General features: G+C 57.1%; 23 protein-coding genes. 14 read left to right on the top strand and 9 right to left on the bottom strand.

The genetic code is table 11. The features are described from left to right. Positions 1 to 132 precede the first annotated feature (132 nt). On the top strand, positions 133 to 1,983 hold the full coding sequence (locus tag JXR15_RS11250; RefSeq protein ID WP_422053317.1) for a phosphatidylglycerol lysyltransferase domain-containing protein: 1,851 nt from the start codon (positions 133 to 135) through the stop codon (positions 1,981 to 1,983). A gap of 133 nt (positions 1,984 to 2,116) precedes the next feature. Continuing rightward, entirely contained in the window at positions 2,117 to 3,136 is a 1,020-nt protein-coding gene (gene bmt, locus JXR15_RS11245) for a betaine--homocysteine S-methyltransferase (RefSeq protein ID WP_422053316.1), read from the top strand. Between the two features lie 51 nt (positions 3,137 to 3,187). Here bmt and JXR15_RS11240 read toward each other — a convergent pair whose 3' ends face one another. From JXR15_RS11240 to JXR15_RS11225, 4 genes are all read right to left on the bottom strand, one after another. Then, positions 3,188 to 3,796, bottom strand: coding sequence for a carboxymuconolactone decarboxylase family protein (locus tag JXR15_RS11240; protein WP_422053315.1), 609 nt, complete (start codon positions 3,794 to 3,796; stop codon positions 3,188 to 3,190). Between the two features lie 163 nt (positions 3,797 to 3,959). After that, the gene (locus tag JXR15_RS11235) at positions 3,960 to 4,346 is read right to left on the bottom strand and encodes a thermonuclease family protein (protein WP_422053314.1); all 387 of its coding nucleotides are present in this window, start codon (positions 4,344 to 4,346) and stop codon (positions 3,960 to 3,962) included. Positions 4,347 to 4,480: 134 nt separating this feature from the next. Further along, on the bottom strand, positions 4,481 to 5,212 hold the full coding sequence (locus tag JXR15_RS11230; protein ID WP_422053313.1) for a substrate-binding periplasmic protein: 732 nt from the start codon (positions 5,210 to 5,212) through the stop codon (positions 4,481 to 4,483). A 90-nt stretch (positions 5,213 to 5,302) separates the two neighbouring features. Then, entirely contained in the window at positions 5,303 to 6,388 is a 1,086-nt protein-coding gene (locus JXR15_RS11225) for a PA0069 family radical SAM protein (protein ID WP_422053312.1), read from the bottom strand. Between the two features lie 220 nt (positions 6,389 to 6,608). Here JXR15_RS11225 and JXR15_RS11220 point away from each other — a divergent pair, with 220 nt between their 5' ends. The 3 genes from JXR15_RS11220 (at position 6,609) to JXR15_RS11210 (ending at position 8,724) form a co-directional block, all read left to right on the top strand. Then, positions 6,609 to 7,307, top strand: a complete 699-nt coding sequence (locus JXR15_RS11220) for a corrinoid protein (RefSeq protein WP_422053311.1) — start codon at positions 6,609 to 6,611, stop codon at positions 7,305 to 7,307. An 86-nt stretch (positions 7,308 to 7,393) separates the two neighbouring features. After that, a complete protein-coding gene (locus JXR15_RS11215) occupies positions 7,394 to 8,086 on the top strand; it encodes a methyltransferase domain-containing protein (protein ID WP_422053310.1) in 693 nt (230 codons plus the stop codon). Continuing rightward, entirely contained in the window at positions 8,083 to 8,724 is a 642-nt protein-coding gene (locus tag JXR15_RS11210) for a DUF1638 domain-containing protein (protein WP_422053309.1), read from the top strand. Before JXR15_RS11215 ends, JXR15_RS11210 begins: the two co-directional genes overlap by 4 nt. Positions 8,725 to 8,765: 41 nt before the next feature. Here the strand turns inward: JXR15_RS11210 and JXR15_RS11205 are convergent, their stop codons facing one another. Together JXR15_RS11205 and JXR15_RS11200 are read right to left on the bottom strand one after the other, a co-directional pair. After that, a complete protein-coding gene (locus JXR15_RS11205; RefSeq protein WP_422053308.1) occupies positions 8,766 to 10,001 on the bottom strand; it encodes an ATP-grasp domain-containing protein in 1,236 nt (411 codons plus the stop codon). Between the two features lie 142 nt (positions 10,002 to 10,143). Next, entirely contained in the window at positions 10,144 to 10,767 is a 624-nt protein-coding gene (locus JXR15_RS11200) for a helix-turn-helix domain-containing protein (protein ID WP_422053307.1), read from the bottom strand. Positions 10,768 to 10,852: 85 nt separating this feature from the next. Between JXR15_RS11200 and JXR15_RS11195 the strand changes: the two genes are divergently transcribed. The 4 genes from JXR15_RS11195 to JXR15_RS11180 all read left to right on the top strand — a co-directional run bounded on the left by JXR15_RS11195 (position 10,853) and on the right by JXR15_RS11180 (position 15,678). Continuing rightward, entirely contained in the window at positions 10,853 to 12,373 is a 1,521-nt protein-coding gene (locus JXR15_RS11195; RefSeq protein WP_422053306.1) for a class I adenylate-forming enzyme family protein, read from the top strand. Next, positions 12,370 to 13,011, top strand: a complete 642-nt coding sequence (locus JXR15_RS11190; RefSeq protein WP_422053305.1) for a DsbA family oxidoreductase — start codon at positions 12,370 to 12,372, stop codon at positions 13,009 to 13,011. Before JXR15_RS11195 ends, JXR15_RS11190 begins: the two co-directional genes overlap by 4 nt. Positions 13,012 to 13,201: 190 nt before the next feature. Further along, positions 13,202 to 14,419: a multidrug effflux MFS transporter gene (locus tag JXR15_RS11185; protein WP_422053304.1), complete on the top strand. Its 1,218-nt coding sequence runs from the start codon at positions 13,202 to 13,204 to the stop codon at positions 14,417 to 14,419. Positions 14,420 to 14,460: 41 nt separating this feature from the next. After that, positions 14,461 to 15,678: an MFS transporter gene (locus JXR15_RS11180; protein ID WP_422053303.1), complete on the top strand. Its 1,218-nt coding sequence runs from the start codon at positions 14,461 to 14,463 to the stop codon at positions 15,676 to 15,678. 116 nt (positions 15,679 to 15,794) lie between these two features. On the opposite strand, the gene mfd is transcribed toward JXR15_RS11180, so the two are convergent. Continuing rightward, positions 15,795 to 19,262 (bottom strand): transcription-repair coupling factor, encoded by a 3,468-nt coding sequence (gene mfd, locus JXR15_RS11175; protein ID WP_422053302.1) that lies wholly within the window; start codon positions 19,260 to 19,262, stop codon positions 15,795 to 15,797. Positions 19,263 to 19,301: 39 nt separating this feature from the next. After that, positions 19,302 to 19,826: a component of SufBCD complex gene (locus tag JXR15_RS11170; protein ID WP_422053716.1), complete on the bottom strand. Its 525-nt coding sequence runs from the start codon at positions 19,824 to 19,826 to the stop codon at positions 19,302 to 19,304. Positions 19,827 to 19,943: 117 nt separating this feature from the next. Here JXR15_RS11170 and hemB point away from each other — a divergent pair, with 117 nt between their 5' ends. From hemB to JXR15_RS11150, 4 genes are all read left to right on the top strand, one after another. Next, on the top strand, positions 19,944 to 20,945 hold the full coding sequence (hemB, locus tag JXR15_RS11165; protein WP_422053301.1) for a porphobilinogen synthase: 1,002 nt from the start codon (positions 19,944 to 19,946) through the stop codon (positions 20,943 to 20,945). Positions 20,946 to 21,078: 133 nt separating this feature from the next. Then, a complete protein-coding gene (locus JXR15_RS11160) occupies positions 21,079 to 21,639 on the top strand; it encodes a YSC84-related protein (protein ID WP_299420329.1) in 561 nt (186 codons plus the stop codon). 19 nt (positions 21,640 to 21,658) lie between these two features. Further along, entirely contained in the window at positions 21,659 to 22,177 is a 519-nt protein-coding gene (locus JXR15_RS11155; RefSeq protein ID WP_422053300.1) for a hypothetical protein, read from the top strand. Positions 22,178 to 22,266: 89 nt separating this feature from the next. Next, on the top strand, positions 22,267 to 22,476 hold the full coding sequence (locus JXR15_RS11150; RefSeq protein ID WP_422053299.1) for a hypothetical protein: 210 nt from the start codon (positions 22,267 to 22,269) through the stop codon (positions 22,474 to 22,476). Here the strand turns inward: JXR15_RS11150 and JXR15_RS11145 are convergent. Next, positions 22,451 to 23,323, bottom strand: coding sequence for an NAD(P)-dependent oxidoreductase (locus tag JXR15_RS11145; RefSeq protein WP_422053298.1), 873 nt, complete (start codon positions 23,321 to 23,323; stop codon positions 22,451 to 22,453). The genes JXR15_RS11150 and JXR15_RS11145 overlap by 26 nt on opposite strands. Positions 23,324 to 23,404: 81 nt before the next feature. On the opposite strand from JXR15_RS11145, the gene JXR15_RS11140 reads away from it, so the two are divergent. Continuing rightward, positions 23,405 to 25,873 (top strand): penicillin acylase family protein, encoded by a 2,469-nt coding sequence (locus JXR15_RS11140; RefSeq protein WP_422053297.1) that lies wholly within the window; start codon positions 23,405 to 23,407, stop codon positions 25,871 to 25,873. Positions 25,874 to 25,881 lie beyond the last annotated feature (8 nt).

The following is a 25,881-nucleotide window of genomic DNA, read 5'->3' as shown; positions in this document are numbered from 1 at the left end:
GCGGGCTTCGGCTCGCGCGTTTTTTTAGCTCCAATTGTCTTTGTTAAGGCGGCCGAAACCACGCATCCGATAGCGATTTGGGTCACTTGGGACAGGTAACGATTTGGGGCGGGAACCTTGAAGACATCAAAGTTGAAAATTGCGCAGACTTGTCTGCGCCGGATTTGGCCGTTTGCCTTTGGCGCGGTTTGCCTTTGGCTACTTTCTGAGCAGGTTGACGATGTCGACTATGGCGCACTTTGGGCCTCGGTGCTCTCCGCCGCGGCCTGGCAATGGGGCCTTGCCCTCACCTTCTCAGCACTCAGTTTTTTGGCCGTCTCTCGTTATGATGTGATCGCGCAGCGGCATTTTCAGATGCACCGCAGCACGTCGGAAGCCATGACCGTTGGCGCGACGTCCATTGGTCTGGGCCAAACCTTGGGCGCCGGCGCCGTTGTTGGCACTTTTGTTCGCTGGCGCATGATGCCTGATCTGTCGCTCAAAGACGCAGCCCGCATCACCGCCTTTGTCACCGTGACTTTTTTGGCAGCGATGGCCGTGACCATCGCCATCGCCGCATTGGTCCTACCCACCCCGCATGTGCCCGCCTTCTTGCCGCCGGTCATTCTGGCTGTTGCGGCACTTGTTGTGGTGTTTGCTTTTGTGTTCCCCGTTCTGCCACGCCAAGGCAGCCGCTTGAGCTTGCCAACATTGCCTGCCATGGCCGCACTGCTAAGCTTATGTCTGATCGACACCATCTTTGCAGCTCTGGCGCTCTACGTACTGCTCCCACCCGAACTGACGCTGAGCTTTGCCGTCTTGCTGCCAGTCTTCCTAATTGCTCTTGGTGCCGCCATTTTCTCCGGCACTCCCGGTGGTGTCGGTCCATTTGAGCTGACCCTCCTGGCGATGCTGCCTCATCAACCAGAAGCGGCTCTGCTGGCAGGTGTCCTGGCATTCCGCGCCATCTACTATGCTTTGCCCGCGCTCTTGGCTGGCTTGGTGTTCCTGCGCCACCTCACCAAACCACGACCTGCACGCGCCCCTCGTCAGCACCGAGCCTATGAGGCCTACGACAATGCACCTCTCACCACTGTGAGCCGTGCCGAACTTGGCGTGATCCGTCAAAACGGCGGCGCGCTGCTGTCCTGTGACGCAGGCCGCTACGGCGCCGTGCGCATTGGCCAAACCCTGGTGGCCCTGTTTGACCCCATCGAAGGCGACGCCCACGCCATGGCCCGCCCACTCAAACACGCCGCTCGTGCGCAAAACCGCATCGCCTGCAAATACAAAATCTCCTCCCGCCAAGCCGTAAAAACCCGCAAGGCTGGTTGGGCCGTGGTGCATATTTCTGACGAAGCTGTGCTGGCACCAGCCAGGCACACAACCGCTGGGTCCACTTATCGACAACTACGCCGCAAACTACGCAACGCCGAGAAAGCTGGCGTTCGCGTCTCTCAGCCAGGTGCGCATCAGCTGCCACTGGGCGACATGGCAAAGGTCACTTCCGCTTGGGAAGCCAAACACGGCATCCCCAAAGGTCTGACCATGGGCCGGTTTGAGGATTTTTATGTTGGTTGCCAGACTGTCTTCCTCGCGTTCAAAGAAGACCAGCTTGTCGGTTTTGTAAGCTTCCACGCCACCGCCCATGAATGGTGTCTCGACCTGATGCGCGTGCTGCCCGAAGCCCCTGACGGCACCATGCACCAATTGGTACAAAGCGCCATCGAAGTGGCAGCCCACGCCGACGTGCCACGGTTCTCTCTGGCCGCAGCGCCAGCCCTGCCCGAAGGCAAAACCGCTCTGGAACGAAAAATCCGCAGCTACCATTTCAAACATGCGGGCGGCGCAGGTCTGCGCCAGTTCAAAGCCTGTTTTTCCCCCCGTTGGGAACCGCTTTTCATGGCAGCACCGGGTCCGGCACAGCTCAGCTTGGCCGCACTTGATCTGACACGCGCGGTGAACTTGCGCAGCACACCAGCAACCCCGATAGCGTGCCAGTAGACCGTGCCGTCGGATTCTTACCTGTCCTCAGCCTAATAATGGTCTTGCATCAAATTAAGTTGTGCCTCGACGCCTCCCGTGGCACATCGCAGCGCAACTGACACGCGGCGCGCCGCGCCTTAAGGAGTTTCTGATGACCAACGCCCTCTCCAAGCTTTTGGAAACCCGTGACTGGCTCATGGCCGACGGCGCCACCGGCACCAACCTGTTTAACATGGGCCTCAGCTCAGGTGATGCACCGGAGCTCTGGAATGCTGATGAACCGCAGAACATCAAAAAGCTCTACAGCCTCGCGGTCGACAACGGCTCAGACATCTTCCTGACCAACTCCTTTGGCGGCAACGCCTCCCGCCTGAAGCTGCACGACGCCCAAAACCGCGTGCATGAATTGAACCGCCTCGCCGCCGAGATTGGCCGCGACGTGGCGGATGCTGCGGGCCGTCCTGTGATTGTCGCAGGCTCTGTTGGCCCAACGGGCGACATCATGGAACCTGTGGGCAGTCTATCGCATGCAGACGCTGTTGAAATGTTCCACGAACAAGCCGAAGGCCTGAAAGAAGGCGGCGCCGACGTATTGTGGCTGGAAACCATTTCTGCACCAGAAGAATACAAAGCCGCCGCCGAAGCCTTTGCTTTGGCCGACATGCCTTGGGTTGGCACCATGAGCTTTGACACCGCAGGCCGCACCATGATGGGTGTGACCTCTGCTGATATGGTGCAAATGGTCGATGCGCTGCCCAACACCCCATTGGGTTTTGGCGCCAACTGCGGCACCGGCGCGCCAGACTTGTTGCGCACCGTGCTGGGCTTTTCTGCCCAAGGCACCGAGACACCTATTGTGGCCAAAGGCAACGCAGGTATTCCAAAATATCACGACGGCCACATCCACTACGATGGCACGCCGGAGCTGATGGCGGACTATGCCGTGATGGCGCGCGACTGTGGCGCCACCATTATTGGTGGCTGCTGTGGCACCATGGCCCACCACCTCAAAGCCATGCGCGAAGCTTTGGAAACCCGCCCTCGCGGAGAGCGTCCAAGCCTCGAGCTGATTGCTGAGAAACTGGGCGGCTTTTCTTCTGCCAACGACGGCACCGGTGATGACGCCGCCGCGCCGGCCCGCGAGCGTCGCGGTCGCCGCCGCCGCGGTTAAGCCAACTGCAGATTACCCTTTGAAAGCCCGGATATTGTCCGGGCTTTTTGTTTAAGTGTGGTTCCAGTCGTCAGGATTGTCCGAGTTGTTGGGCGAGAGCCCCAGAATGTCCCCCTTAGTGGAACATCCAAGCCCCAAGACGGTGCGGTTGGCATAGCCAAAATAGGCCGATACCTGATTGATTTCCAAAATCTCACCATCGCTGAACCCGGCGTCCCGCAGCTGAACAATCAGTTTTTCGCTTAGTCCAGCTGCATCCCGCGTCAATTGTCGGGCATATTCCATAGCCAACTTTTGCTTGTCATCCAGCGGCGCGCGCGCGATGTCGCGTGCCTCAATCGCTTGGCGAATACCGTCTGCCCGCGCATCATCTGCCAGCAACCGTTTCAAACCAGCAAAATGATGCTCCACGCAATAGTCACATTCATTAAGCGAACTGACCCAAACCCCCAGCGTTTCCAAAAACCACTTTGGCACCGTGTTGCCGCTGTGATGCAAAACATACTTGTAGATCGCCATATGCCCCTCCATCGTATGGGGCCGCAGGCTGTGCATCATCATGATGTTGTCGACGTTGTTGTCCGGGCCTTTCACCCGATCATAGAGCATCTTCAGTTTTCCGTCGGCGTCGTCGTAGGCGACCGTATCGATCCAGGGCATCACAAAGTCCTTTGAAAGCGCAACACGTCCAGACACAAACGTGCCCCAACGTGTCAAAAGAAATGCGCCCACCTTGCATCGATAACAAAGCAACTATCAAGAAGAAGAACGGGACATCACAACAGGCTCTAAATCAGAGGAACGCCAAAGACTTTTGTGACACTCAGCAATACCCTGCCCGTTTGATCCGGCTCTTGGCCGACGCCTGCTCAAATTGCCGATACCGCTCACCGGAGTACTGCGCACAATCCAATGCATGACCGGCCGCAATCACTGCTGCGCCAATGTCCTGCCCATCCGCATAACACACGCCGATGTAGCGATCATAGGACCGCTCCCTGGTCAGGTCACAGGACACCTTTTTGCCGCGCAAGTAAATCACGGTCCACCGCTTGGCGTCTTTGCCGGCGCGGGTCTTGAGCTCCGGCGCATCAACACCTTGGAACCGAACAGGCGTCCCGTTTAGAACAATTGTGTCCGCATCGCGCACCTGCACATCCGCCCAAACAGGCGTGGTCGCCAAAACGGCAACCGCAATCAATCTTTTCATGTTGGTCTTCAGTCGTGAGTGAGTGGTGGGTCCGCACTATCATGTGGTCAGACCTGTGTCACATCCCCACCACGACCCAATGGGTCATAGGCAGCCGACCGCCTATGACCATTTTTCGTAGGAAGAAAACCCGCTCAAAAGGCGTGCTTCTCACGCAGCGCCGACACAGTGTCGCCATTTGCCGCCAACCACGTGTCAAACGCTGCGACCACATCCGGGCGCGAACTTGTCGAGAGGTGATAATTTGACACCGAATGCGGCAGTTTTTCATCAAACACCAACGCATCTTCGTCCTTCCCAAGTTCACGCAAAACGCGCCGCACCACGTCTTGGTTTGCATAAGCGCCGTCAATACGCCCAACCAACGCCTGACGAACCATGCCGATAAAATTTGCATTTTCCGCCAAGTCCACGTCACCCGCGTTGATCCGGTCCAGCCAAGAGTACGGCGTGAAACCGAGAACAGTGCCAAGCCTGTCCACGTCTTCCACCGGACGTCCAACTTGGTCGGGCAGCACCATCACTCCATCGACCGCTTCCGCGACAACTTCCGAGTACACCATACCTTGACCGTCTTTGAGCTCGGCAGACCAATAAGCGTTGTCCGGATATTTCATATCTACATCCCCGGTCACCACCGCCTGCATCAGCCGCGTTATCGGCAGCGCTTTGAACTCGATCTCAAACCCTTCATCTGCAGCAAACGCCGACAAAAGATCCGCCCCAAATCCTGTGTAATTTGTGCCGTCCCAATTGTAGTGCGGCAGGTATTCAATATTTTCGACGCCCACAACCAGACGCTCGGCGCTGGCCTGTCCGGCCACACAAGCCACTGCGAGGCTTGCAACTGCTATCAAGTGCTTCATAGTCTATCTCCAATGGAAATTTGTTCAGACCCGCACCTTCGGGCGCAGAAACTTTCCAATGTGTTGACTTCACCAAAAGCTGAAACTGTTTCAGAAAAGCGCCAATTGTCCGTCCCGCTCAAACGGCACCTCAAACAAGTCGCACCGCAAGGCAGGCATATCTTTGTCCAGCCCATATCGCACCCGCGCTTTATCAACCCGTTGGGCAATCATCTCTGCATAGATGCCCTCGCCGCGCATTCGCTTGTTGAACTCCGCGTGGTAAAGCTCCCCGCCATGCATTTCCCGCATCCGCGCCAAGACTTTGGCCGCCCGCCCTGGATACGCCGCCTCCAACCATTCCTCAAAAAGCGGTGCCACTTCCATTGGCAATCGCAGCATGATCCATGCCATTCCAGTTGCGCCGGCGCTTGCGGCGGCTTCCAAAAGTGCCTCAACCTCATGGTCGGTCAAGCCAGGCACCACAGGGGCCAACATCACACGCACTGGAATGCCCGCCTCCTTTAGGCGCCGGATGGTCTCCAACCGTCGGTTCGGCAACGGACAGCGCGGCTCCATTGCACGCGACAGAGCCTCATCCATGGTGGTCAAAGAAATCCCCACCTGTACCAAACCCTGCCCCGCCATATCGCTCAAAACATCAATGTCGCGCTCCACCAAAGTGCCTTTGGTGGTGATCGCCACCGGATGGTTGAACCGTTGCAACACCTCCAGCACCGAGCGCATAACCCGGTACCGGCGCTCAATGGGCTGGTATGGATCGGTATTGGTGCCAATTGCCAACAGGCTTGGCGTGTACCCCTTGCGTCGCAGCTCTTTCTCCAAAACCTCCGCAGCTTTGGGACGCGCCACCAGTTTGCTTTCAAAATCCAATCCCGGCGACAGGCCCAAATAGGCGTGTGTTGGCCGCGCAAAACAATAGGTGCACCCATGCTCACAGCCGCGATACGGATTAAGCGACCGATCAAACGGAATGTCTGGTGACGTGTTTCGTGTGATAGCCGAGCGCGGCCGCTCCTCACTCACCTCAGTTGCAAAACCCGCGCGTTCCTCTGGTATGTCCCAGCCATCGTGCACTTCTTCACGTTGGGCATCGTAGCGGCTCGACACATTGCTCTGTGCACCGCGCGCACGTCGGCGCGCGACATCAATTTTCTGCGGTTTCAGGTCGGACATGCTCCCAAACTAGAACAAAAGGAGAACACATGCAACAAACCCCATGATCTGGATGAGAAACTTTCATCGCATTCATGATTTTTGCCCCTACACGTCGCACGCGGCTTTGGCTATGTCGCTATTCAGACAGTTTGCCCGCTGAAAAAGTTTGAAAGCTGGGGTATAACGAACAGCAACCGGTGCCCATATTGGGCCCCCGCCAGGGTATTGGAATACGCGCATGTCAGAAGAAGACGACATCATCCTGTCCGAACTCAATGACGAGGAACTTGTCCAACAGATGTTTGACGACCTCTATGACGGTCTCAAGGAAGAGATCGAAGAGGCTGTGAACATCTTGCTGGAACGCGGCTGGGAACCCTACCGCATCCTGACCGAAGCCCTTGTGGGCGGCATGACCATTGTGGGCGCCGACTTCCGCGATGGCATCTTGTTTGTGCCTGAAGTGCTTTTGGCCGCGGGCGCCATGAAAGGCGGCATGGGTATCCTGAAGCCTCTGCTGGCTGAAACAGGCGCCCCGCGCATGGGTTCCATGGTGATTGGCACCGTCAAGGGCGACATCCACGACATTGGCAAAAACCTTGTGGCAATGATGATGGAGGGTGCCGGCTTTGAAGTGGTCGACCTTGGCATCAACAACGCTGTTGAAGGCTATCTGGACGCCCTTGAAGAGCACAAACCAGACATCCTCGGCATGTCAGCCCTTCTGACCACCACCATGCCTTACATGAAGGTGGTGATCGACACGCTGGTCGAAAAAGGACAGCGCGACGACTACATCGTTCTGGTCGGCGGCGCCCCTCTGAACGAGGAGTTTGGCAAAGCTATTGGCGCGGATGCTTACTGCCGCGACGCGGCTGTGGCCGTAGAAACCGCCAAAGAATGGGTGGCTCGCAAACACAATCAGATGAGCGCCTGATCAGGCCCATCTCCTTTGCTCACTCCCCGAGCAATTTGATCCGGCCCGCCCTTCACAGGCGGGCCGTTTTTGTTCAAGGTACCGATATGTCCGGATTATATAGCCCTGATCTCGCCCGCATCCACGCCGAAGGTTTCAACGACACCTTTGACGAAGCACATGATTGGCTCGCCGCGCAAATCCTGCATGGACCAGTCAACGCCCACCTGTTTGACATCGGCTGTGGCGATGGCACTTGGCTTTCCGTGGCCGAAGATCGCGGCGTCATGGGCGAAGGCGTCGACCTTTCACCCGCCTTTGTAGAAATCGCCCAAGCGCGTGGCCTGCTGGTGAAACAAGGCAACGCTGCTGACATTCACATCCCCAAAGGCACCACCGCTGTGACATGCCTTGGAGAAGTCCTCAGTTACATCGACACCACCACCAAGCGCGACACGCTTCAGCCCGTGGCACAGGCTGCATTTGACGCCCTGCCCTCCGGCGGCCTGTTGTTTGCTGATTTGATTGGCCCCAGCTGTCTGCCACATGCTCGGCGCAACACCGGCGCGGATTGGCAGATGCGCATTGAGGTCACGGTAGAGCGTGACCGCCTCACCCGTCGCATCGAAACCCAGGTTGGCAACCGGTTTGACACGGTGATCCATCAGCAATCCCGCCGCCATCCAAACAGCACCAAACGCGCACTTGAAGCCATAGGGTGGCGCTGCAAGATCCTTGACAGCTACGGCCCCGCAGGGCTTCTCCCGGGCCGCTTTGCCATCAAGCTGACCAAGCCATGACCGATCTCCCCGACGACACCACCCTCGCTCAGTCCGGCTTAGCCCCCACCGGCAAATCCGGCCGCATTCTGCTGCTCGCCTGTGGTGCGCTCGCACGTGAAATTCTCGACCTGATCAAACTCAATGGCTGGTCTCACATGGACCTCACCTGTCTGCCTGCCATCTTTCACATCCATCCTGAGAAAATCGCCCCTGCCGTACGAGAGGCTGTCGCCAAACATCGCGGCAGTTATGACGCCATCTTTGTGGTCTATGCTGACTGCGGCACCGGTGGTCAGCTGCAACAGACCTGCGATGAATTGGGTGTGCAAATGGTGGCAGGCCCGCATTGCTACAGTTTTTTTGAAGGCAATGACCGCTTCGCAGAAATATCAGAAGACGAATTCACCGCCTTCTACCTGACCGACTTCCTCGTCCGGCAATTTGACGCCTTTATCATCAAACCCATGGGCCTCGATCGCCATCCCGAGTTACGCGACATGTACTTTGGCAACTACGAAAAACTGGTCTACCAAGCGCAAACCGACGACCCAGCGCTGACGGAAAAAGCCAAAGCCTGCGCGGATCGCCTTGGCCTCGCGTTTGAACGGCGTTTTACCGGCTACGGCGACATGGCCACGGCTCTGGAAGCGCTCTAACAAAAAAAGGCGCCCCAAACCGGAGCGCCTTGATAATTCACTTACGACAATCGCCGCGTTGGCTTGGGGTCAGGTGTTTCGACGGATGTTTTCTCACGCCGATTTTTCTCAAGCAAGGTTTCGAACGCATCAAATATGCGGTTCATGTGTTTGCTTTTGTAGGGAAAAACCTCTTCGTCATCCATATCATGTACGATCAGCGCGTTGTCCGCCTCAAACACCACCAGATTGCCTTCCGGGTCTTCGGCGCAGTCGACACCAAAATAGTCCAGGTCAATTGCTTCGGTCAGTGCGCCAAACCCTGACTCGTGGCGGGTGGCAAACGAGCGGTCGAAACTGTCCATCCAGGCGGATTCCTCCGCTCTCTTTTCAGCAAACTCTTCCATGCGTGCGTTCAAGTACCAAAGGTCCCATTGGTCCGCGATGGCCATATGACAAGGGAACGGCTGCCCATCGACAAAAATCACGCGATACTTACGGTAAAAGCCATCTTCTTGTGTGGCATAAGGGATGAACTCTGAGACATAGAATGTTGCCTCTGTACGTTCCGCCAAATAGGCCGCAAGCGCAGTTTGGCTTTCGATCAGTACCAGACCTTCGCCCGCATGGCTGCCCACAGGTCGCACCACATAGGGATAATCGCCAAGCACCGCCAAGCGCTCCTCGCCCGCATCGCCTTGCAGTTCCACACGCTCAAAGCGTTGTGTTTTGGGGAGTGTCAGCCCGCCTTTGCCAGCAAACATTTTTTCAAGCGTGTCACGCTCCAGATCCACCTGACCAACCGGTAAGTTCACCACTTTGGTGCCAGCCGCTTCGGTCAAAGCCCGGACCTTGGCTTGGAAAGCCATGGCTTTCACACTGTCCGCAGGGGCCGCACAAAACGCCACATCATGTGCGGGCAGATCAATTTGCGCGTCACTGTCTACGTTCAGATAATATGTGAGGATCTCAACATCCGCGTCCTGCAATAGGAACTCGATGGGCGTGTTGCCGCCAATATGGCTTGGCTCCGCAAACACCAGCAATTTGGTGCGCGCAGCGTCACTCTTCTTTGTGCTGAAAATCTGTTGCCGCTTAAGCGCTTCTTCCTGCCAAGCCAATCCCGCCGCACGGTTGCCCTGCAGCTGATCTATCACCGACAGATCCATAAAGATGCCATCCGCATCTTTTCCGGTGAACACTTTGCTCAGCAACTCAGTACGCAGAGGCTGAAGATCAACGCCGTCAAACGCCATCTTTGTCAGGCTCGCAAGCCCGATTCTTTCTTGAGGTTCCATTCTGGCTCCAAATGTAAGTGCCCCTCAGGAATGCCCCAATCGTTGTTAAAAATACGTGCAATCAATCATTACAATTTTCGCTATCTGCAAAAACTGTGGAATTTGGTGAAAATTAGTCAAAAACACCTGCCCAAACAGGCATTTATGCGAGCGACGTCACCCAGAGGATTGTCGCATCATCTGCGCTCACGGAGACCACATTGTGGCCCATGGAACCGTCATAATAGGCGCTGTCACCGCGCCGCATTTCGACAGGCTCATAAAACTCGGTGTAAAGCATGACCACACCGGTCAACACGTACAAAAACTCTTCGCCGTCGTGGCGCACCCAGCCGTCAAACTCTTCCATCGACCGCGCCCGAACCCGTGCCCGATACGGAAGCATCGCCTTCTTGCGCAGCCCTTCCGCCAACAATTCATGTTCATACGTGGTGGTAACCTGGCGCGTGCCCTCACCGGACTTCACCAACGCCATACGGCCGTTGACCTGATCTTTGATTGGCGCGGTAAACAACTGCGGCACAGAGATTTCCAACCCGACCGCCAGCTTTTTCACCGCATCATAGGTGGGGGACATCTGGCCGTTTTCAATTTTGGACAGGGTTGACCGTGCCAGACCAGCCTGACTGGCCGCTTGCTCCAACGTCCACTTACGGGCTTTGCGCAATTCGCGCACGCGTTCACCAAGGTCAAGCGGTTCGACATGATCCTGCCCGCCGTTCTCACGCGCGATCTTGATCAACGATTTTGGGTCTTTTGAGCTCATGCCGCGCTTCTACCGTGCGCAACCATGCACTGGCAACCGCCACGTTTCTCTTGCACCCATTGCGTTTGCTGCATACGCCAACCTTATGTGCTCAATCTTTGACCAAGGCCCACCGCCACCCTGTCCCACGTCTTTCAACATGGCCGCCCATGTGCTGCGCCATGCGGATCGTTTGGCGGACAAAGAGGCTCTCCGTATCTTATCGTCCGAGAGTACTGAAAGCTGGACCTTCGGCGCTCTGAAGTCTGCCATCCTTGGCACAGGAACCGGTCTTTTGCGGTCCGGTCTTACCCCCGGTGACCGGGTCCTGATGCGCCTTGGCAATACGGTGGAGTTCCCAATTTCCTATCTGGCTTGCATCGCTGTTGGTTTGATCCCCGTTCCAACGTCCTCTCAACTTACCGAAGCTGAAGTCACAAAGATGGTGGAAACACTGTCTCCAGCGGCCATTTTGCATGACCCTGAGGTTGCAACAACTTCAAAGCCACAACCCAACACACTGACAACACAAACTCTTCTTGAATTTCACACCCTTCCCGCTGCTGATTTTGCCTTTGGCGACCCCAACCGTCCCGCCTACATCATTTATACGTCTGGCACCTCTGGTATTCCCCGAGCGGTGGAGCACGCACATCGCGCAATTTGGGCACGCCAGATGATGTTTGAGGGCTGGTACGATCTGCACGAAGACGACCGCCTCCTGCACGCCGGCGCCTTCAACTGGACCTTCACACTTGGCACTGGCTTGATGGACCCCTGGACCAAAGGCGCCACCGCGCTGATCCCAGCGCCAAACACCGCGCCTCAGGACTTGCCACACCGCCTACGGGAGAGCCATGCAACCCTGTTTGCCGCAGCACCAGGTGTCTACCGCAAAATACTCGCAACATGTGACAATCCTGCGCTGCCAGACCTGCGCCACGGTCTCTGTGCCGGCGAAAAGCTCTCCGAAACTTTACGCACCCAATGGAATGCAGCCACCGGAACGAAACTCTTCGAAGCTTTTGGCATGTCCGAATGCTCGACCTTCCTTTCGGCCAGCCCGGCTCACCCTGCGCCAAAAGGCACTTTGGGTCGCCCTCAAACCGGCCGCAAGATCGCCATTCTGGACAGCACCGGCCCGGTGCCTCACGACACCCCCGGCACCATCGCCGTACACAAATCAGACCCCGGCCTGATGCTGGGCTACCTCAATGCCCCCGAAGAGACCGCTGCGCGGTTTCAAGGCGATTGGTTCCTCACGGGCGATCTTGGCCAAATGGACGATGACGGTCACGTCACTTACCTCGGCCGCGCAGACGATATGATGAACGCCGGTGGTTTCCGCGTTTCGCCACTTGAAGTCGAGGCAGCACTCCTGCCATTTCCGGAGATCAGTTCCATCGCGGTAACCGATGTGGAGGTCAAAGCCGACACCCACATCATCGCCGCTTTCTATACGTCTGATCACGATCTCGTGGAGGACGCGCTGAAAGCCTTTGCGGAGACCCATCTTGCGCGTTACAAGCAGCCTCGGCTTTACCAACGCCTGCCCGCGTTGCCCACCAACGCCAATGGCAAACTCAACCGTCGCGCCCTGCGCGAATTATTCAAGGCTTCCACATGATCAAACTCGACATCATCTCCGACCCGATCTGCCCGTGGTGCCTGATTGGCAAAACCCGCCTGATGAAAGCTTTGGAAGCCGAAGGGGACCATCCATTTGTCATTGAGTGGCACCCGTTTCAGCTCAACCCGGATATGCCTGCCGAGGGCATGGACCGTCGCGAATATCTGGAAACCAAATTTGGCGGCAAAGACAATGCCGTAAAAGTCTACTCCGAGATTGAACAACACGCGCGCGACGAAGGTTTGGAGATCAACTTTGCCGCCATCAAACGCACCCCCAACACCATCAACGCCCACCGCTTGATCCATTGGGCTGGCATCGAGAAAAAGCAAAACGCCGTGGTGGATGCATTGTTCGCCGCCTATTTCAAAGACGGCCGTGACATTGGTGACATCGACGTTCTGGCAGACATTGCAGACAGCGCAGGCATGGACGCCGCGATGGTGCGCAAACTGCTGGAGTCTGATGCCGACGTGGAAGACATCCAAAAACGCGATGCGCATAGCCGCGAGATGGGGGTGAATTCGGTGCCAACCTTCATTGTGGCCAACCAACATGCGGTGCCCGGCGCACAACCCGCCGAATTGTGGCGCCGCGTGATGGCCGACCTAAAGGCGCAAAACGCCGCTGAGTGAGACCTGAACCACCGTTCATTCTTCACTTGTGAACCACAACGCCCCACGCTAACTTAGCCAGGTCGACCCGCCATTCTGCGGCCTGACCACTCAAGCACGATCACCCAACTGGTGTAGGCCAGAGTTTGAACAGCGCCGCTTTCGCGTGCTGTCCTCTTGCCTGCATGAGCTTTTTTTGACGGAGCATGTCATGACCAAAGACAATCTGCCGATGACGCAGGTCGAATTCATTGCCCTCTGCGCGATGATGTTTGCCACCATTGCGTTTTCGATTGACGCCATGCTCCCAGCCTTGCCGCAAATCGCCGCCGAGCTCAGCCCGGGCAGCCACAACACCGAAACTCTGATTGTCATGTCCTTTGTGTTGGGCATGGGCATTGGCACGTTTTTCACTGGCCCGCTGTCAGATCGCTTTGGCCGTAAGCCAGTGCTGATCTCCGGCGCGGTGATTTACACACTCTGTGCCTTCATTGGCTACCAAAGCCAAACACTGGAATGGCTGCTCGCCGCGCGCCTTTTCCAAGGCATGGGCGCTGCTGGTCCTCGGGTGGTAACGCTCGCCATTGTCCGCGACCTGTTCTCTGGTCGCGACATGGCACGCATCATGTCTTTTGTAATGATGGTGTTCACATTGGTGCCTGCCATCGCGCCTCTTCTAGGCCAAATCATCATCGATTTCTCCTCATGGCGCGGCATCTTCGTGGCTTTCATGGCGTTCTCCATGCTGTCAGTGGCGTGGATCAGCATCCGCTTGCCAGAGCCTCTGCCCGTCGATCACCGTCGCCCCTTTAGCATCGCCAAACTCCTAGCGGGTCTGCGCGAAATGTGGAGTATTCCCGCCGTGCGCACCTCTATTCTGGTGCAATCTCTGATCATGGGCAGCCTGTTTGCCCTCATTGGCACTGTCCAGCTGGTCTATGACCAGACCTATGACCGCGCCTCAGAGTTTCCCTATTGGTTTGCAGGCATCGCTTTGGTCTCTGGCACCGCAAGCTTCCTCAATGCCAAACTGGTGATGAAACTGGGGATGCGTTTCCTTGTCACAGTTGCGGTGGCAGGCAAAATCATCTGCGCCTTTATCATGGTTCTGTGTTTGGCGATGCCTGATCTGAACATGCAGTTTTACGCCTTTGCACTGTGGCAGTTGACCGTATTCTTCTCGATAGGCCTGACCATCGGCAATCTCAACGCTATGGCGATGGAACCCTTGGGGCATATGGCGGGCACCGCTGCGTCAGTGATGGGCGCGCTCTCGACCATCTTTGGCGTCATCCTTGCGGCGCCGATCAGCCTCGCTTTTAACGGCACACCTTTGCCGCTGGTGATCTCTGTGGGGACCTTGGCTCTGATGGGCTTCTTGCTGATGCTACACATGCGTCGCATCGAAGCGCGCTCCATCGCTGCCTAAAGCCGCTTGCACATCCGCTAGCTGTACGGGACACTCCCCGTATGGCCAGCACCCTCATCCTCCGCAATCGCAATTTCCGACTACTCTTTGCCTCCGGCGCCCTGACCAATCTGGGCGACGGGTTGGTTATGCTGGCCATCCCGTGGCTGGCGACCCTGCTGACGCGCGACCCCGTTGCCATCGCCGCTGTTGCCGCCGCCGGGCGACTGCCCTGGCTGTTCTTTGCCTTGCCAGCGGGCGTGATCGCCGATCAAGTAGACCGCCGCAAACTCATCGCGCGGGCTGATCTTCTACGTGCCTCCCTTGTGGGCGCCATCCTCTGGCTGGCGCTTAGCGCGCCTGGCCCAGGCGCCATCTGGCTGCTGGCTGCCCTCACTTTCCTTCTGGGCGCCGCCGAGGTCCTGCGCGACAACGCCGCCCAAACCATCCTGCCGGACATCGTCACCCCCTCTGATCTCGAATCCGCTAATGGCCAGATGTGGAGCGTCGAACAATTAACCGGTCAATTCATTGGCCCACCACTTGCAGGCTTCTTGATCGCCTCCAGCGTCGCCCTGCCCTTTGGCCTCGATATTGCGGCGCTCGTTTTGGCCGCAGGCCTCGTCTGGATGATCAGCCTCGCCCCACGTCCCAAGGTCCAACAGAACTTCTTTGGCGCTTTAAAAGAAGGCATCGCCTTCATGCGCTCCGACCGCCTGCTTCTGCGCCTCGCCATTGTGCTGGGCTGCGCCAATTTCATCGCCATGGGCACAATGACCGTTCAGGTCCTCTATGCCCAAGAGGTATTGGACCTCAGCGCCACGCAATATGGCTTTCTACTGTCAATTGCCGCGCTTGGGGCCATCACTGGCAGTCTCACCGCCCCCAAACTGGTGCAATGGTTCGGCACGCAAGCCTGCCTCTACGCCTCTATCGCAACCTGGAGCATCGGTAATGCCACCATCGGTCTCAGCAGCTCTGCTGTACCAGTGGCCCTAGCGCTGTTCTCGGTTATGGCCGCTTCCATGCTGTGGAATGTAATCACGGTCTCCTGGCGGCAACGTCGCATCCCAACCGAGCTTCTGGGCCGCGCAAACAGCATTTATCGCTTCTTTGGCTGGGGCAGCATGCCACTGGGTGCTCTCGCCGCCGGCGCCATGGTCGCGCTTCTGGAACCGACATTAAGCCGCGAGCTTGCCCTGCGCGCACCATTCCTGACCGCAGCCGCCCTCTGCCTCTGTCTGCTGCTATACGCCATTGCACGCCTGCGTCTGGACTGACCCAAAGCTTCATTTGACCAAAATTATCCCGGGGGTTTGGGGGCAGCGCCCCAGGCCAAACGCGGCGAAATTGCACCTTCGCAAAACAGCCGCGATACAGACGCAATACCGACGCGCTATATGGCAGCTTTTGTCTTCTTGCGTTTCTTCTCGTCGACAACTTTCTGCGCCAGATCCCGGGCAATCGCAAACGCGCCTTTGATCTTGTCTGAGGACTTCTTCCAATCCCGACGCACAACAATTTTGTTGTCCTTGACCTTGGCGAGGCCTTTCTGATCCTGAATGAACTCGACCAGCCCCTGGGGCGAGGCAAACTTGTCGTTGTGGAACTGAATAGTCGCGCCTTTGGGACCGCCATCCAACTTGGCAATACCAGCCTTCTTGCACATCTCTTTGATCCGCACGATCAGAAGCAAGGTGTTGACCTCTTTGGGCAATTTGCCAAACCGGTCGATCAACTCCGCAGCAAAGCCTTCCAGCTCCACCTTGCCCTGCAACCCACTCAGGCGACGGTAAAGACCAAGCCGCACATCCAGATCCGGTACATAGGTATCCGGGATCAGAACAGGCACGCCAAGATTGATCTGAGGCGCCCATTGATCATCGCCTTCCGACAAGCCTTCAAGCTCACCTGTCTTGATCTTGGCAATCGCGTCTTCCAGCATCGACTGGTAAAGCTCATAGCCCACATCGCGCATCTGACCAGACTGCTCCTCGCCCAGCAGGTTACCTGCACCACGAATATCAAGGTCTTGAGAAGCAAGGGTAAATCCAGCTCCTAGCGTGTCCAAAGACCCCAAAACCCGCAGCCGTTTTTCCGCAGCTTGTGTCAACTTTGCCCGCGGCTTGGTGGTCATATAGGCATAGGCCCGCGTCTTGGAGCGCCCAACCCGTCCCCGGATTTGATACAGCTGCGCCAACCCAAACATATCCGCGCGATGCACAATCATTGTGTTCGCGGTTGGAATATCCAACCCGCTTTCCACAATTGTTGTTGCCAAAAGCACGTCGTACTTGCCGTCGTAAAAGGCATTCATACGGTCATCGAGTTCCCCAGCCGCCATCTGACCGCTCGCCGTGACAAAACTGACTTCTGGCACATGGTCGCGTAAAAACTCTTCAATTTCAGGCAAGTCGCTGATCCGCGGCACAACGTAGAAACTCTGCCCCCCGCGATAATGCTCCCGCAACAAGGCCTCACGCACGGTGACCGCATCAAAGGAACTCACGTAGGTTCGGATCGCCAAACGGTCCACCGGTGGCGTGCCAATGATCGACAGATCGCGCACACCAGACAAGCTCAATTGCAAAGTTCGAGGGATTGGCGTCGCCGTCAATGTCAGTACATGTACATCGCTGCGCATCTGCTTGAGCCGCTCTTTATGTGCCACACCAAAGTGCTGTTCCTCATCAATGATCAGCAACCCGAGGTCTTTGAACCGGATGCTCTTGGCCAAAAGCGCATGGGTGCCCACCACAATATCAACGGTCCCGCGTGCAATGCCGTCACGTGTTTTCTCCGCTTCCTTGGCTGAAACAAACCGCGACAAAGCTCTGACTTCCAAGGGGAATCCACGGAACCTTTCCGCAAACCCTTTGGCGTGTTGTCGCGCCAACAAGGTGGTCGGCGCCACCACTGCCACCTGTTGGCCAGACATCGCCGCCACAAAAGCGGCCCGCATCGCAACCTCGGTTTTGCCAAAGCCCACATCACCGCAAACAAGCCGATCCATGGGCCGTCCGGACGCCAGGTCGCCGATCACATCGCCAATTGCACTCAGCTGATCCTCGGTTTCCTGATACGGGAACCGGGCGGAGAATTCTTCCCAAGCATGATGTTGCGCCTCAAGCACCGGCGCCCTGCGCAATTCTCGCTCAGCCGCCACGCGGATCAACTTGTCCGCCATCTCGCGGATGCGCTCTTTCAGCTTTGCTTTCTTGGCCTGCCACGCGCCGCCGCCAAGGCGATCGAGCAACCCCTCATCGTGGCCGTACTTTGATAACAGCTCAATGTTTTCAACCGGCAGATAAAGCTTTGCACTTTCTGCATATTCCAGCGCGATGGTCTCATGCGCAGCCCCAGCCGCGGTGACCACTTCCAGCCCCAAATACCGCCCAACGCCGTGGTCGACATGCACCACCAAGTCACCTGGGCTCAATGATTGGGTCTCGGTCAAGAAGTTTTCGGCCCGCTTCTTTTTGCGCGGCGCCCGGATCAGGCGATCACCCAAAACATCTTGCTCGGAGATCACCGTCATGGACGGTGTTTCAAACCCATGTTCCAACGCCAAAACCGCTAAGTACAGACCGGTTTTCCCGATGTTTTTTGCGTCTTTGATGTGAATGGTTTCCGCCAGACCTTCGTCTTCAATCAGCCCGCTCACACGCTCTCGCGCGCCCTCGGAGTAGCTCGCCACAACCACCGGCCCATCCGCCTGCTTTTTGCGAATATGATCTGCGAGAGCCCCGAAAAGACTGACGGTTTCTTGCTGGCGCTCAGGAGAGAAATTCCGTCCTATGCGCCCACCAGCATCAATCACACCTGGGCCGGACGCTTGCGGCAGCGGCGAGAAATGCAGCACCCGCCGCCCCTTAATCGCGTCACTCCACGCAGCGTCATCCAAATACAACAGCTCCGCAGGCACCGGTTTATACACCGTATCCATGCGGGCTTTTTGTGCCATGGCATGTTGGCGGGTTTCATATTGATCCGCCACGCTGTCCCAACGCGAAAGGCGCGCCGCATCTGATTGATCATCCACAGAAATCACGGCATTTGGCAGGTAATCAAACAGCGTTTCCAGTTTCTCGTGAAAAAACGGCAGCCAGTGCTCCACACCCTGATGTTTGCGACCTGCACTGATCGCTTCATACAGTGGATCATCTGTGCCAGCGGCCCCAAACTCGATGCGGTAATTCTGCCGAAACCGCGTGATCGCCGGGTCATCCAGAATGACCTCGCTGACCGGCGCAAGCTCGATCATGTCGAGCGTTTCCGTGGTCCGCTGGGTCGCCGGATCAAACCGCCGCACGCCATCCAAAACATCACCAAAAAAATCTAGCCGCACCGGGCCACTGTCACCCGGCGGGAAAATATCGATGATCCCGCCTCGGATTGCGTAATCCCCCGGTTCCATCACGGTTGGTGCCTGTGTGAAGCCCATACGCACCAAAAACTGGCGCAGCGCCTCTTCGTCCACTCGCTGGTCGACCTGTGCCCGAAATGCCGCCTCTTTCAACACCTTGCGCGCTGGCACCCGCTGCGTCGCCGCATTGAGCGTGGTCAGCAGCACAAATTGGCTAGGCATGTCATGCACCAAACCGGCCATGGTCGCCATACGTGTCGCGGAAATGTCGGCATTTGGAGACACGCGATCATAAGGCAGACAATCCCACCCCGGAAACACAATAACAGGCATGTCGGGTTGGAAAAATTCCAACGCCGCCCGTGTGGCTGCCATGCGCTTATCGTCACGCGCCACATGCACCACCGGGCCGTTGCTCTTGGCCACCTCATTCAGGATCAGCTTAGCGTCAAAGCCTTCAGGAGCCCCACCCACGGAGATGTGCTGCACGTCTTTCATCGGATTAACCGTCCAATTTTATAGTGTTACGGGGTGACCTCACCCAAGAGGAGAGATTTGGAAGTTCTGAAACATACCCCAAAGCGAGGTCACAAAAATTGAAATCATCCCGATAAACTGCACCCAAAACCGGTGTCGCGCCAACCGCTTTCTGAGATCAACGGATGATGGGGCTTCTGCCCGGATACGCCGTGCCAACCGGACACTCAGCAAACTGACAATGCTCATCGGAAACATCAGCAGGAACACCGCCTGCGCAAATTCCACATTGTAGCCAAAACCGACGCCCGCCAGGCCTGTCAGTGCAAAACAGCCGCCGCCGATCAGAAAGAGGCCGGACACATCTGCAATGTGCAGCAATCGATTGCAATTGATCCGCACCAAGTCTTGAAGGTCAATCTCCGCCTGACAGCCATTGCGTTTTGCACGCAGCACAGAATCCCACGGCACCCCCAACACCCAATGGCTGGCCGTGGACCAGAAAACCGCCAGCGCAATCCAGAACCAGAGGTTGCTGAAGCTGCGCATATCGATGAGTTCAAAAATAGTTTGGCTCAGGTCCAAAGTCTTCACTGCCCTTTAGAATTTTAACTCACATACCGCGCCCCTGCGGCAATTCCTAGCCTTGAGGTGTGGTAAAATCCGTGGCACCTCTGATGTTGCAAATTTACGGAGCATCCTATGACCCACACGCCTGCGCCATTCCCAACCTCGCGCCTGCGCCGCACCCGCCAATCTGCTGCTGTGCGCGGCCTTGTGCGTCAGAACACGCTGACCGTGGATGACCTGATCTGGCCGGTATTTGTGCGTGATGGCGAAGGGGTGGAAGAGCCTATTCCCTCCATGCCTGGTGTTTACCGCCGCTCCGTGGATAAGATCGTCGAGGTCGCGCGCGAGGCCGCAGACCTTGGTATTCCGGTGATCTGTCTGTTTCCCTACACCGATCCTTCGCTGAAAACCGAGGATTGTGCAGAGGCCTGGAACCCGGACAACCTCTCCAACCGCGCCACCCGCGCGATCAAAGACGCCGTGCCAGAGATTGCAGTGATGACCGACGTCGCGCTGGACCCCTACAACATCAATGGGCATGACGGTTTTGTGGTGGACGGCGAAATTGTCAATGACGCCACTGTGGACGCCCTCGTCAAACAAGCGCTGTCCCAAGCGGAGGCTGGCGCAGACATCATTGGTCCGTCTGACATGATGGACAATCGCATTGGCGCCATTCGAAACGCCCTAGAAGCCAGCGGTTTCCAAAACGTGATGCTAATGAGCTACGCCGCCAAATACGCCAGCGCCTTTTATGGCCCTTTCCGAGACGCTGTTGGCGCGTCCGGCGCCCTCAAAGGCGACAAGACAACCTATCAAATGGACCCTTCCAATGCTGACGAGGCGCTGCGTCTTGTTGCGCGTGACCTCTCAGAAGGGGCCGACATGGTCATGGTCAAACCGGGCATGCCCTACTTGGACATTTGCCGAGACGTGAAAAACGAATTTGGGGTACCCACCTTCGCCTATCAGGTGTCCGGCGAATACGCGATGATTACCGGCGCCGCGCAAAACGGTTGGATTGACGGTGACAAAGCCATGCTCGAAAGCTTGATGGCATTCAAACGCGCCGGATGTGACGGTATCCTGACCTACTTTGCGCCAGCCGTGGCCCGCAAACTGGCGGGAAAATAAACAAAAACCGCACAAAATATAGGGAATTGGCGCAGTTTTCGTGACATCGAACACTGCGCCGACTATACTATTGCCAAACCGGATCAAAAAAAACCGGTGGTATGAGCAGAACAACACATATGGGCAAAAGACCATGAGCAATTTGACACGGCGCGGCTTTGCGCTGACCGGACTGGCTGCGGCAGGATTGACCGCTGCCTGCGGTAACGGTGTAGGATCCAACGCCTCAAGCGAGATTGATGCGCGCGCAGACACCACATTGGATTATCTGTTTACCGAGTATCCGAACACATTGGACCTGAAGGCAAAATCGACCGGTATGTTGGTTATGCCACTGATCACCGAAGCTGGGTTTGGCTTCGGCGGTGGCTACGGCCGTGGCGCCCTTCGCATCGACGATGTGACCGTGGACTACTACTCCGCCACCAAAGGCAGCGTTGGCCTGCAACTGGGCGCACAACAACACGCCCACGTGCTCTTCTTCATGACCGATGGCGCGCTTTCCGAATTCCGCAGTTCCAACGGTTGGGCTGCCGGTGCTGGTGTTCAATATGTGGTTGCCAACGAAGGCGCCAATATTTCAGCGGAAACAACCAACCTTTTGGCCCCGGTCATTGCTGTGATCTTTGGTCAAGCGGGGTTGAAGATCGGCGCCACTCTGGAAGGCATCAAATACACCCGCATCATCCCATAAGCCTCTGACGTCTTTGGCAATGCTGGAGTTCCCGGACATCCCCTATGTCGAGCGCGCGGGCCACACCCTCGCGCTCGATCTGTTTCTGCCAAATGACAAATTACCAACTGGCCTGATGCTCTTTGTGCATGGCGGTGGGTTTCTAAAAGGCGACCGTCTTGGACCGCCAGCTGAAAGGCTTGCACGCAAATTGACCGGTCTTGGCGTGGCTATGGCGTCGATCAGCTATCGCCTTGGCACCCATGACACTGAGCTGCCTGTTCCAATTCGCCGACAAGTCTATGCCAACCGCTGCCGCGCCAAAGCCTGCGGCCTCGCACTGCAATACAACCTGATGGGTCCACGGTTTGAAGCCGCACGGACGGATGTTGGTGCAGCTTTTGAGTTTCTCAGAAGTCCGCAATCGCCACAGAATTTCAGCGATCTGTCCATAGGTCTTATCGGCATCTCCGCAGGCGGCATGGTTGGTCTGTCCTTGGTCTGTCCTTGGTCTTTCCGCATGCCAACCTGCCACGATTTGAAAAACCAGCCTGCGTGATCGCCCTGGGCGCCACGTTGCAAAACCCTTGGGCGCTTACAAAAAACGCGCCGCCTTGCCTCATGCTGCACAGCTGCGAAGACCGCATCGTGCCCACCGGAAATCGCGACATCCTCGCGCCTCTTATTGCGCAAGCCAAAGCGCCCATCGACATCCAAATCTGCCAGAGGAAAGGTCACAACGCGCCGGTGCACGCATTGTTTTCTGACGACGCCCCAGATGGGACGCCGTATTGGGACATGGCACAGACCTTGATGCGCCAATCCGGCGTGCTTAGCCCATCGCGCGCAGGCGCTTGATCAAGCTTGACGTATCCCAACGCCCGCCGCCCTGTTTCTGCACGTCTTTGTAAAACTGATCCACCAATGCGGTGACTGGCAGGCTCGCGCCCACCTCATCCGCGGTCGACAGGCAAATCCCAAGGTCTTTGCGCATCCAGTCCACCGCAAACCCGTGCTCAAACTCATCGTCGATCATGGTCTCATAGCGGTTCTGCATCTGCCAACTGCCAGCCGCGCCACCGGCAATCACGTCCACCACGGCACGGCTGTCCAACCCAGCTTTTTCGGCAAAATGCAGCCCCTCGGACAGGCCTTGCACCAAACCGGCAATACAAATTTGGTTCACCATCTTGGTCAGCTGACCCGCGCCGCTCTCGCCCAAGCGCTTGATCGACCGCCCATAAGCCTGCATCACCGGCTCCGCAGCTTCATAGCTGACTTGATCCCCGCCACACATGATCGACAGAACGCCATTTTCGGCCCCAGCCTGTCCACCGGACACAGGCGCGTCCACAAAGGCGATGCCTTGCGCTTTGCCCGCTTCAAACAGCTCTGCAGTGACCTTGGCCGACACCGTGGTGTGATCGACAAAAATCGCATCAGCCGCCATGCCATCAAACGCACCATTCTTACCAATGCAGACCTGGCGCAGGTCATCGTCATTGCCAACACAGCACATCACAAAATCCGCACCCTGAACGGCCTCTTGTGGTGTCACACCAAACGCCCCGCCATGTTCCTTTGCCCAGGCCTCCGCCTTGGCGGTTGTGCGATTGAAAACAGTCACTTCGTGACCGGCCTTCACCAAGTGGCCCGCCATCGGATAGCCCATTACACCCAGACCCAAAAAGGCAACTTTTGCCATCGTCTTTTCCCCAACTGTCTATTGTCGTAATACTTGTCTCGCCTGCGCAAGCAGAAGGCAAGAACAAACAAGGGCAGCCCTATGACCACATTCTTTCAATGGCTTTTGCGGATCGCGAGCGGCCTGGTGATTCTATGTGTGCTTGGTGTCGCACTAATCTACTTCCTCGCCTCGCGCAGTCTGCCAACCTACGACAAATCTCTATCTGTCGCTGGCATCACAGATCCCGTGGAAATTGTGCGCAATAATGCCAACGTGCCACACATCTTTGGCGAATCCGACGAAGATGTCTTCTTTGGTCTTGGCTATGCCCACGCGCAGGACCGTCTGTGGCAAATGCTAACCCTGCGCCGCACGGTGCAAGGCCGACTCTCCGAAGTTTTTGGTCCGCGTACTCTAGACATCGACAAACTCATGCGCCGTTTTGACTTGGCCGGTGCCGCGCGCCAGTCCGTGCGTGTGCAAGATGACGAAACACTCGCGGCACTTGAGGCCTACGCACGTGGCGTCAACGCCCGCATCGACGAAGTGAATACCGAAGCCTTAGGACGCGGCGCTCCTGAATTGTTCCTGTTCAAACAAAGCTTTGCTCCGTGGCAACCATCGGACTCCATCGCCTTGCAAAAACTCATGGCACTTCAGCTCACCGGCCATATGCAATTCGAAGTGCTGCGCGCCCGCACCTCGCTGGCGCTGCCGGATCAGGCCCGCCTTGTCGACATCTTGCCGGACGCGCCTGGCACCGGCATCGCCGCGCTACCCGAATATTCCAGCCTTGTGCCCAACACGCGAAAGTTTGCCAAAAGCACGCCACTGCCGGAGCACCCGCTCTCACCATTTGCCCTGCCAAGCCTCTCCGGCGCGTCCAACGCCTGGGCCGCAGCACCAAACCGAAGCGCCTCCGGAGGTACCCTTCTGGCCAACGATCCGCACCTCGGCTTGTCTGCGCCTGCCATTTGGTACCTCGCCCGCTTAGAGCTCTCTTCCGGAGGCGTAATTGGCGCCACAATTCCCGGTATTCCGGTAGTTCTGGCAGGTCGCAGCAACGATCTTGGCTGGGGTGTCACAGCGGCCTATGTCGACGATCAAGACATTATGATCGAGGAGCTTGATCCGACCAATTCGGAAAACTACCGCACCCCAAACGGCTTCAAACCGTTTGCCACCCGTAAATCCATTGTCACCATCAAAGACAGTGCACCAATTACCCTGACGCTGCGCTGGACCGACAATGGTCCTGTCCTGCCAGGATCCGATTTCAACCTGAACTCAATTACACCTCCAGGCCATGTCGCAGCCTTAAACTGGACAGCGCTAAGCCCACGAGACACATCAACAAGTGCCTTGATGGCATTGATGTTTGCGACCTCGGTCGAAGATGGCATGGAAGCCACCAAAGGCCATATTGCGCCTGGTCTCACACTGACTCTCGCAGATCGTGAAAACATCGGCATGAAGTTGATAGGTGCTCTGCCCAAACGCGATGCCAGACATCAAAGCCAGGGCCGCCTGCCCGCCCTCGGTTGGCGCGCAGAGAACCGCTGGCAAGGCACGCTGGATACCGCCGCCAATCCGTCCTTTATCGAGCCGGTTGGAGGCATCGTCGGCAACACCAACAACAAACTGGTTGAGCGCCCGTTCCCCGCGCATATTTCCCACGTTTGGGGCGACAGCCAGCGCATCCAACGCTGGACCCTTCTGATGCAATCCCGCCGTGTGCACACCCGGGACAGCTTCATCGAGGCCCAGCTGGACACCGTCAGCTTTTCCGCCCGCGCCCTACTCCCATTGATTGGCGCAGACCTCTGGTTCACTGGCGAGGCTGCCCCGGAAGGCTCCCGCGAACGCCAACGCCAACGTGCTCTTACGTTGCTGTCAGAATGGAACGGCGAAATGAACGAACATATGCCGGAGCCGTTGATCTACGCCGCCTGGACCCGCGCCCTGCAGGACCGCCTGATCCGTGACGACCTCGGCCCGCTGGCAGATGAATTCACCCACGTTGAGCCGCTCTTCATCGAACGTGTGTTCCGCAATGTTGGCGGCGCAGCAGAGTGGTGCAACGTGCGCCAAAGCGCACCAAAAGAAACCTGTGCCGACATGGCCCGCATGGCGTTGGACGATGCGCTGATCGCGATAGAAGAACGCTACGGCCAACAACTCGAAGCCCTACGTTGGGGCGACGTGCACCAAGCCACCCACGACCACCAAGTCCTTGGAAAGGTGCCAGTTCTACGGTACTTTGTGAACATCCGCCAATCTACATCCGGCGGTGACAACACCCTGCAACGTGGCAAAACCGCTGGCAGCGGTGCCAATCCATTCCTGAACGTACACGCCGCCGGCTATCGTGGTGTCTATGATTTTGCAGACCCAGACAGCTCGGTGTTCATCATCTCCACCGGACAATCAGGACACTTCCTGTCGCGATTTTACGACGACATGGCCCAACTGTGGCGCCGTGGCGAGTACATTCCAATGTCTCTGGATGAAGAACTGGCGCGCGCTGCCGCAGTGGGTGTTACCACATTGCAGCCGCGCGCGCAGTAGCAGTAAAA

This window comes from Shimia sp. (assembly GCF_049116215.1).
Classification (GTDB): domain Bacteria; phylum Pseudomonadota; class Alphaproteobacteria; order Rhodobacterales; family Rhodobacteraceae; genus Shimia.
This window is presented reverse-complemented; position numbering and strand designations above follow the sequence as displayed.

What these genes read in the sequence shown, in the direction of transcription:
- bmt (WP_422053316.1), top strand. Translation starts at nt 2,117, where the DNA reads ATGACCAACGCCCTCTCCAAGCTTTTGGAAACCCGTGACTGGCTCATG.
- JXR15_RS11240 (WP_422053315.1), bottom strand. Translation starts at nt 3,796, where the DNA reads ATGCCCTGGATCGATACGGTCGCCTACGACGACGCCGACGGAAAACTG.
- JXR15_RS11235 (WP_422053314.1), bottom strand. Translation starts at nt 4,346, where the DNA reads ATGAAAAGATTGATTGCGGTTGCCGTTTTGGCGACCACGCCTGTTTGG.
- JXR15_RS11230 (WP_422053313.1), bottom strand. Translation starts at nt 5,212, where the DNA reads ATGAAGCACTTGATAGCAGTTGCAAGCCTCGCAGTGGCTTGTGTGGCC.
- JXR15_RS11225 (WP_422053312.1), bottom strand. Translation starts at nt 6,388, where the DNA reads ATGTCCGACCTGAAACCGCAGAAAATTGATGTCGCGCGCCGACGTGCG.
- JXR15_RS11220 (WP_422053311.1), top strand. Translation starts at nt 6,609, where the DNA reads ATGTCAGAAGAAGACGACATCATCCTGTCCGAACTCAATGACGAGGAA.
- JXR15_RS11215 (WP_422053310.1), top strand. Translation starts at nt 7,394, where the DNA reads ATGTCCGGATTATATAGCCCTGATCTCGCCCGCATCCACGCCGAAGGT.
- JXR15_RS11210 (WP_422053309.1), top strand. Translation starts at nt 8,083, where the DNA reads ATGACCGATCTCCCCGACGACACCACCCTCGCTCAGTCCGGCTTAGCC.
- JXR15_RS11205 (WP_422053308.1), bottom strand. Translation starts at nt 10,001, where the DNA reads ATGGAACCTCAAGAAAGAATCGGGCTTGCGAGCCTGACAAAGATGGCG.
- JXR15_RS11200 (WP_422053307.1), bottom strand. Translation starts at nt 10,767, where the DNA reads ATGAGCTCAAAAGACCCAAAATCGTTGATCAAGATCGCGCGTGAGAAC.
- JXR15_RS11195 (WP_422053306.1), top strand. Translation starts at nt 10,853, where the DNA reads ATGTGCTCAATCTTTGACCAAGGCCCACCGCCACCCTGTCCCACGTCT.
- JXR15_RS11190 (WP_422053305.1), top strand. Translation starts at nt 12,370, where the DNA reads ATGATCAAACTCGACATCATCTCCGACCCGATCTGCCCGTGGTGCCTG.
- JXR15_RS11185 (WP_422053304.1), top strand. Translation starts at nt 13,202, where the DNA reads ATGACCAAAGACAATCTGCCGATGACGCAGGTCGAATTCATTGCCCTC.
- JXR15_RS11180 (WP_422053303.1), top strand. Translation starts at nt 14,461, where the DNA reads ATGGCCAGCACCCTCATCCTCCGCAATCGCAATTTCCGACTACTCTTT.
- mfd (WP_422053302.1), bottom strand. Translation starts at nt 19,262, where the DNA reads ATGAAAGACGTGCAGCACATCTCCGTGGGTGGGGCTCCTGAAGGCTTT.
- hemB (WP_422053301.1), top strand. Translation starts at nt 19,944, where the DNA reads ATGACCCACACGCCTGCGCCATTCCCAACCTCGCGCCTGCGCCGCACC.
- JXR15_RS11160 (WP_299420329.1), top strand. Translation starts at nt 21,079, where the DNA reads ATGAGCAATTTGACACGGCGCGGCTTTGCGCTGACCGGACTGGCTGCG.
- JXR15_RS11155 (WP_422053300.1), top strand. Translation starts at nt 21,659, where the DNA reads ATGCTGGAGTTCCCGGACATCCCCTATGTCGAGCGCGCGGGCCACACC.
- JXR15_RS11145 (WP_422053298.1), bottom strand. Translation starts at nt 23,323, where the DNA reads ATGGCAAAAGTTGCCTTTTTGGGTCTGGGTGTAATGGGCTATCCGATG.
- JXR15_RS11140 (WP_422053297.1), top strand. Translation starts at nt 23,405, where the DNA reads ATGACCACATTCTTTCAATGGCTTTTGCGGATCGCGAGCGGCCTGGTG.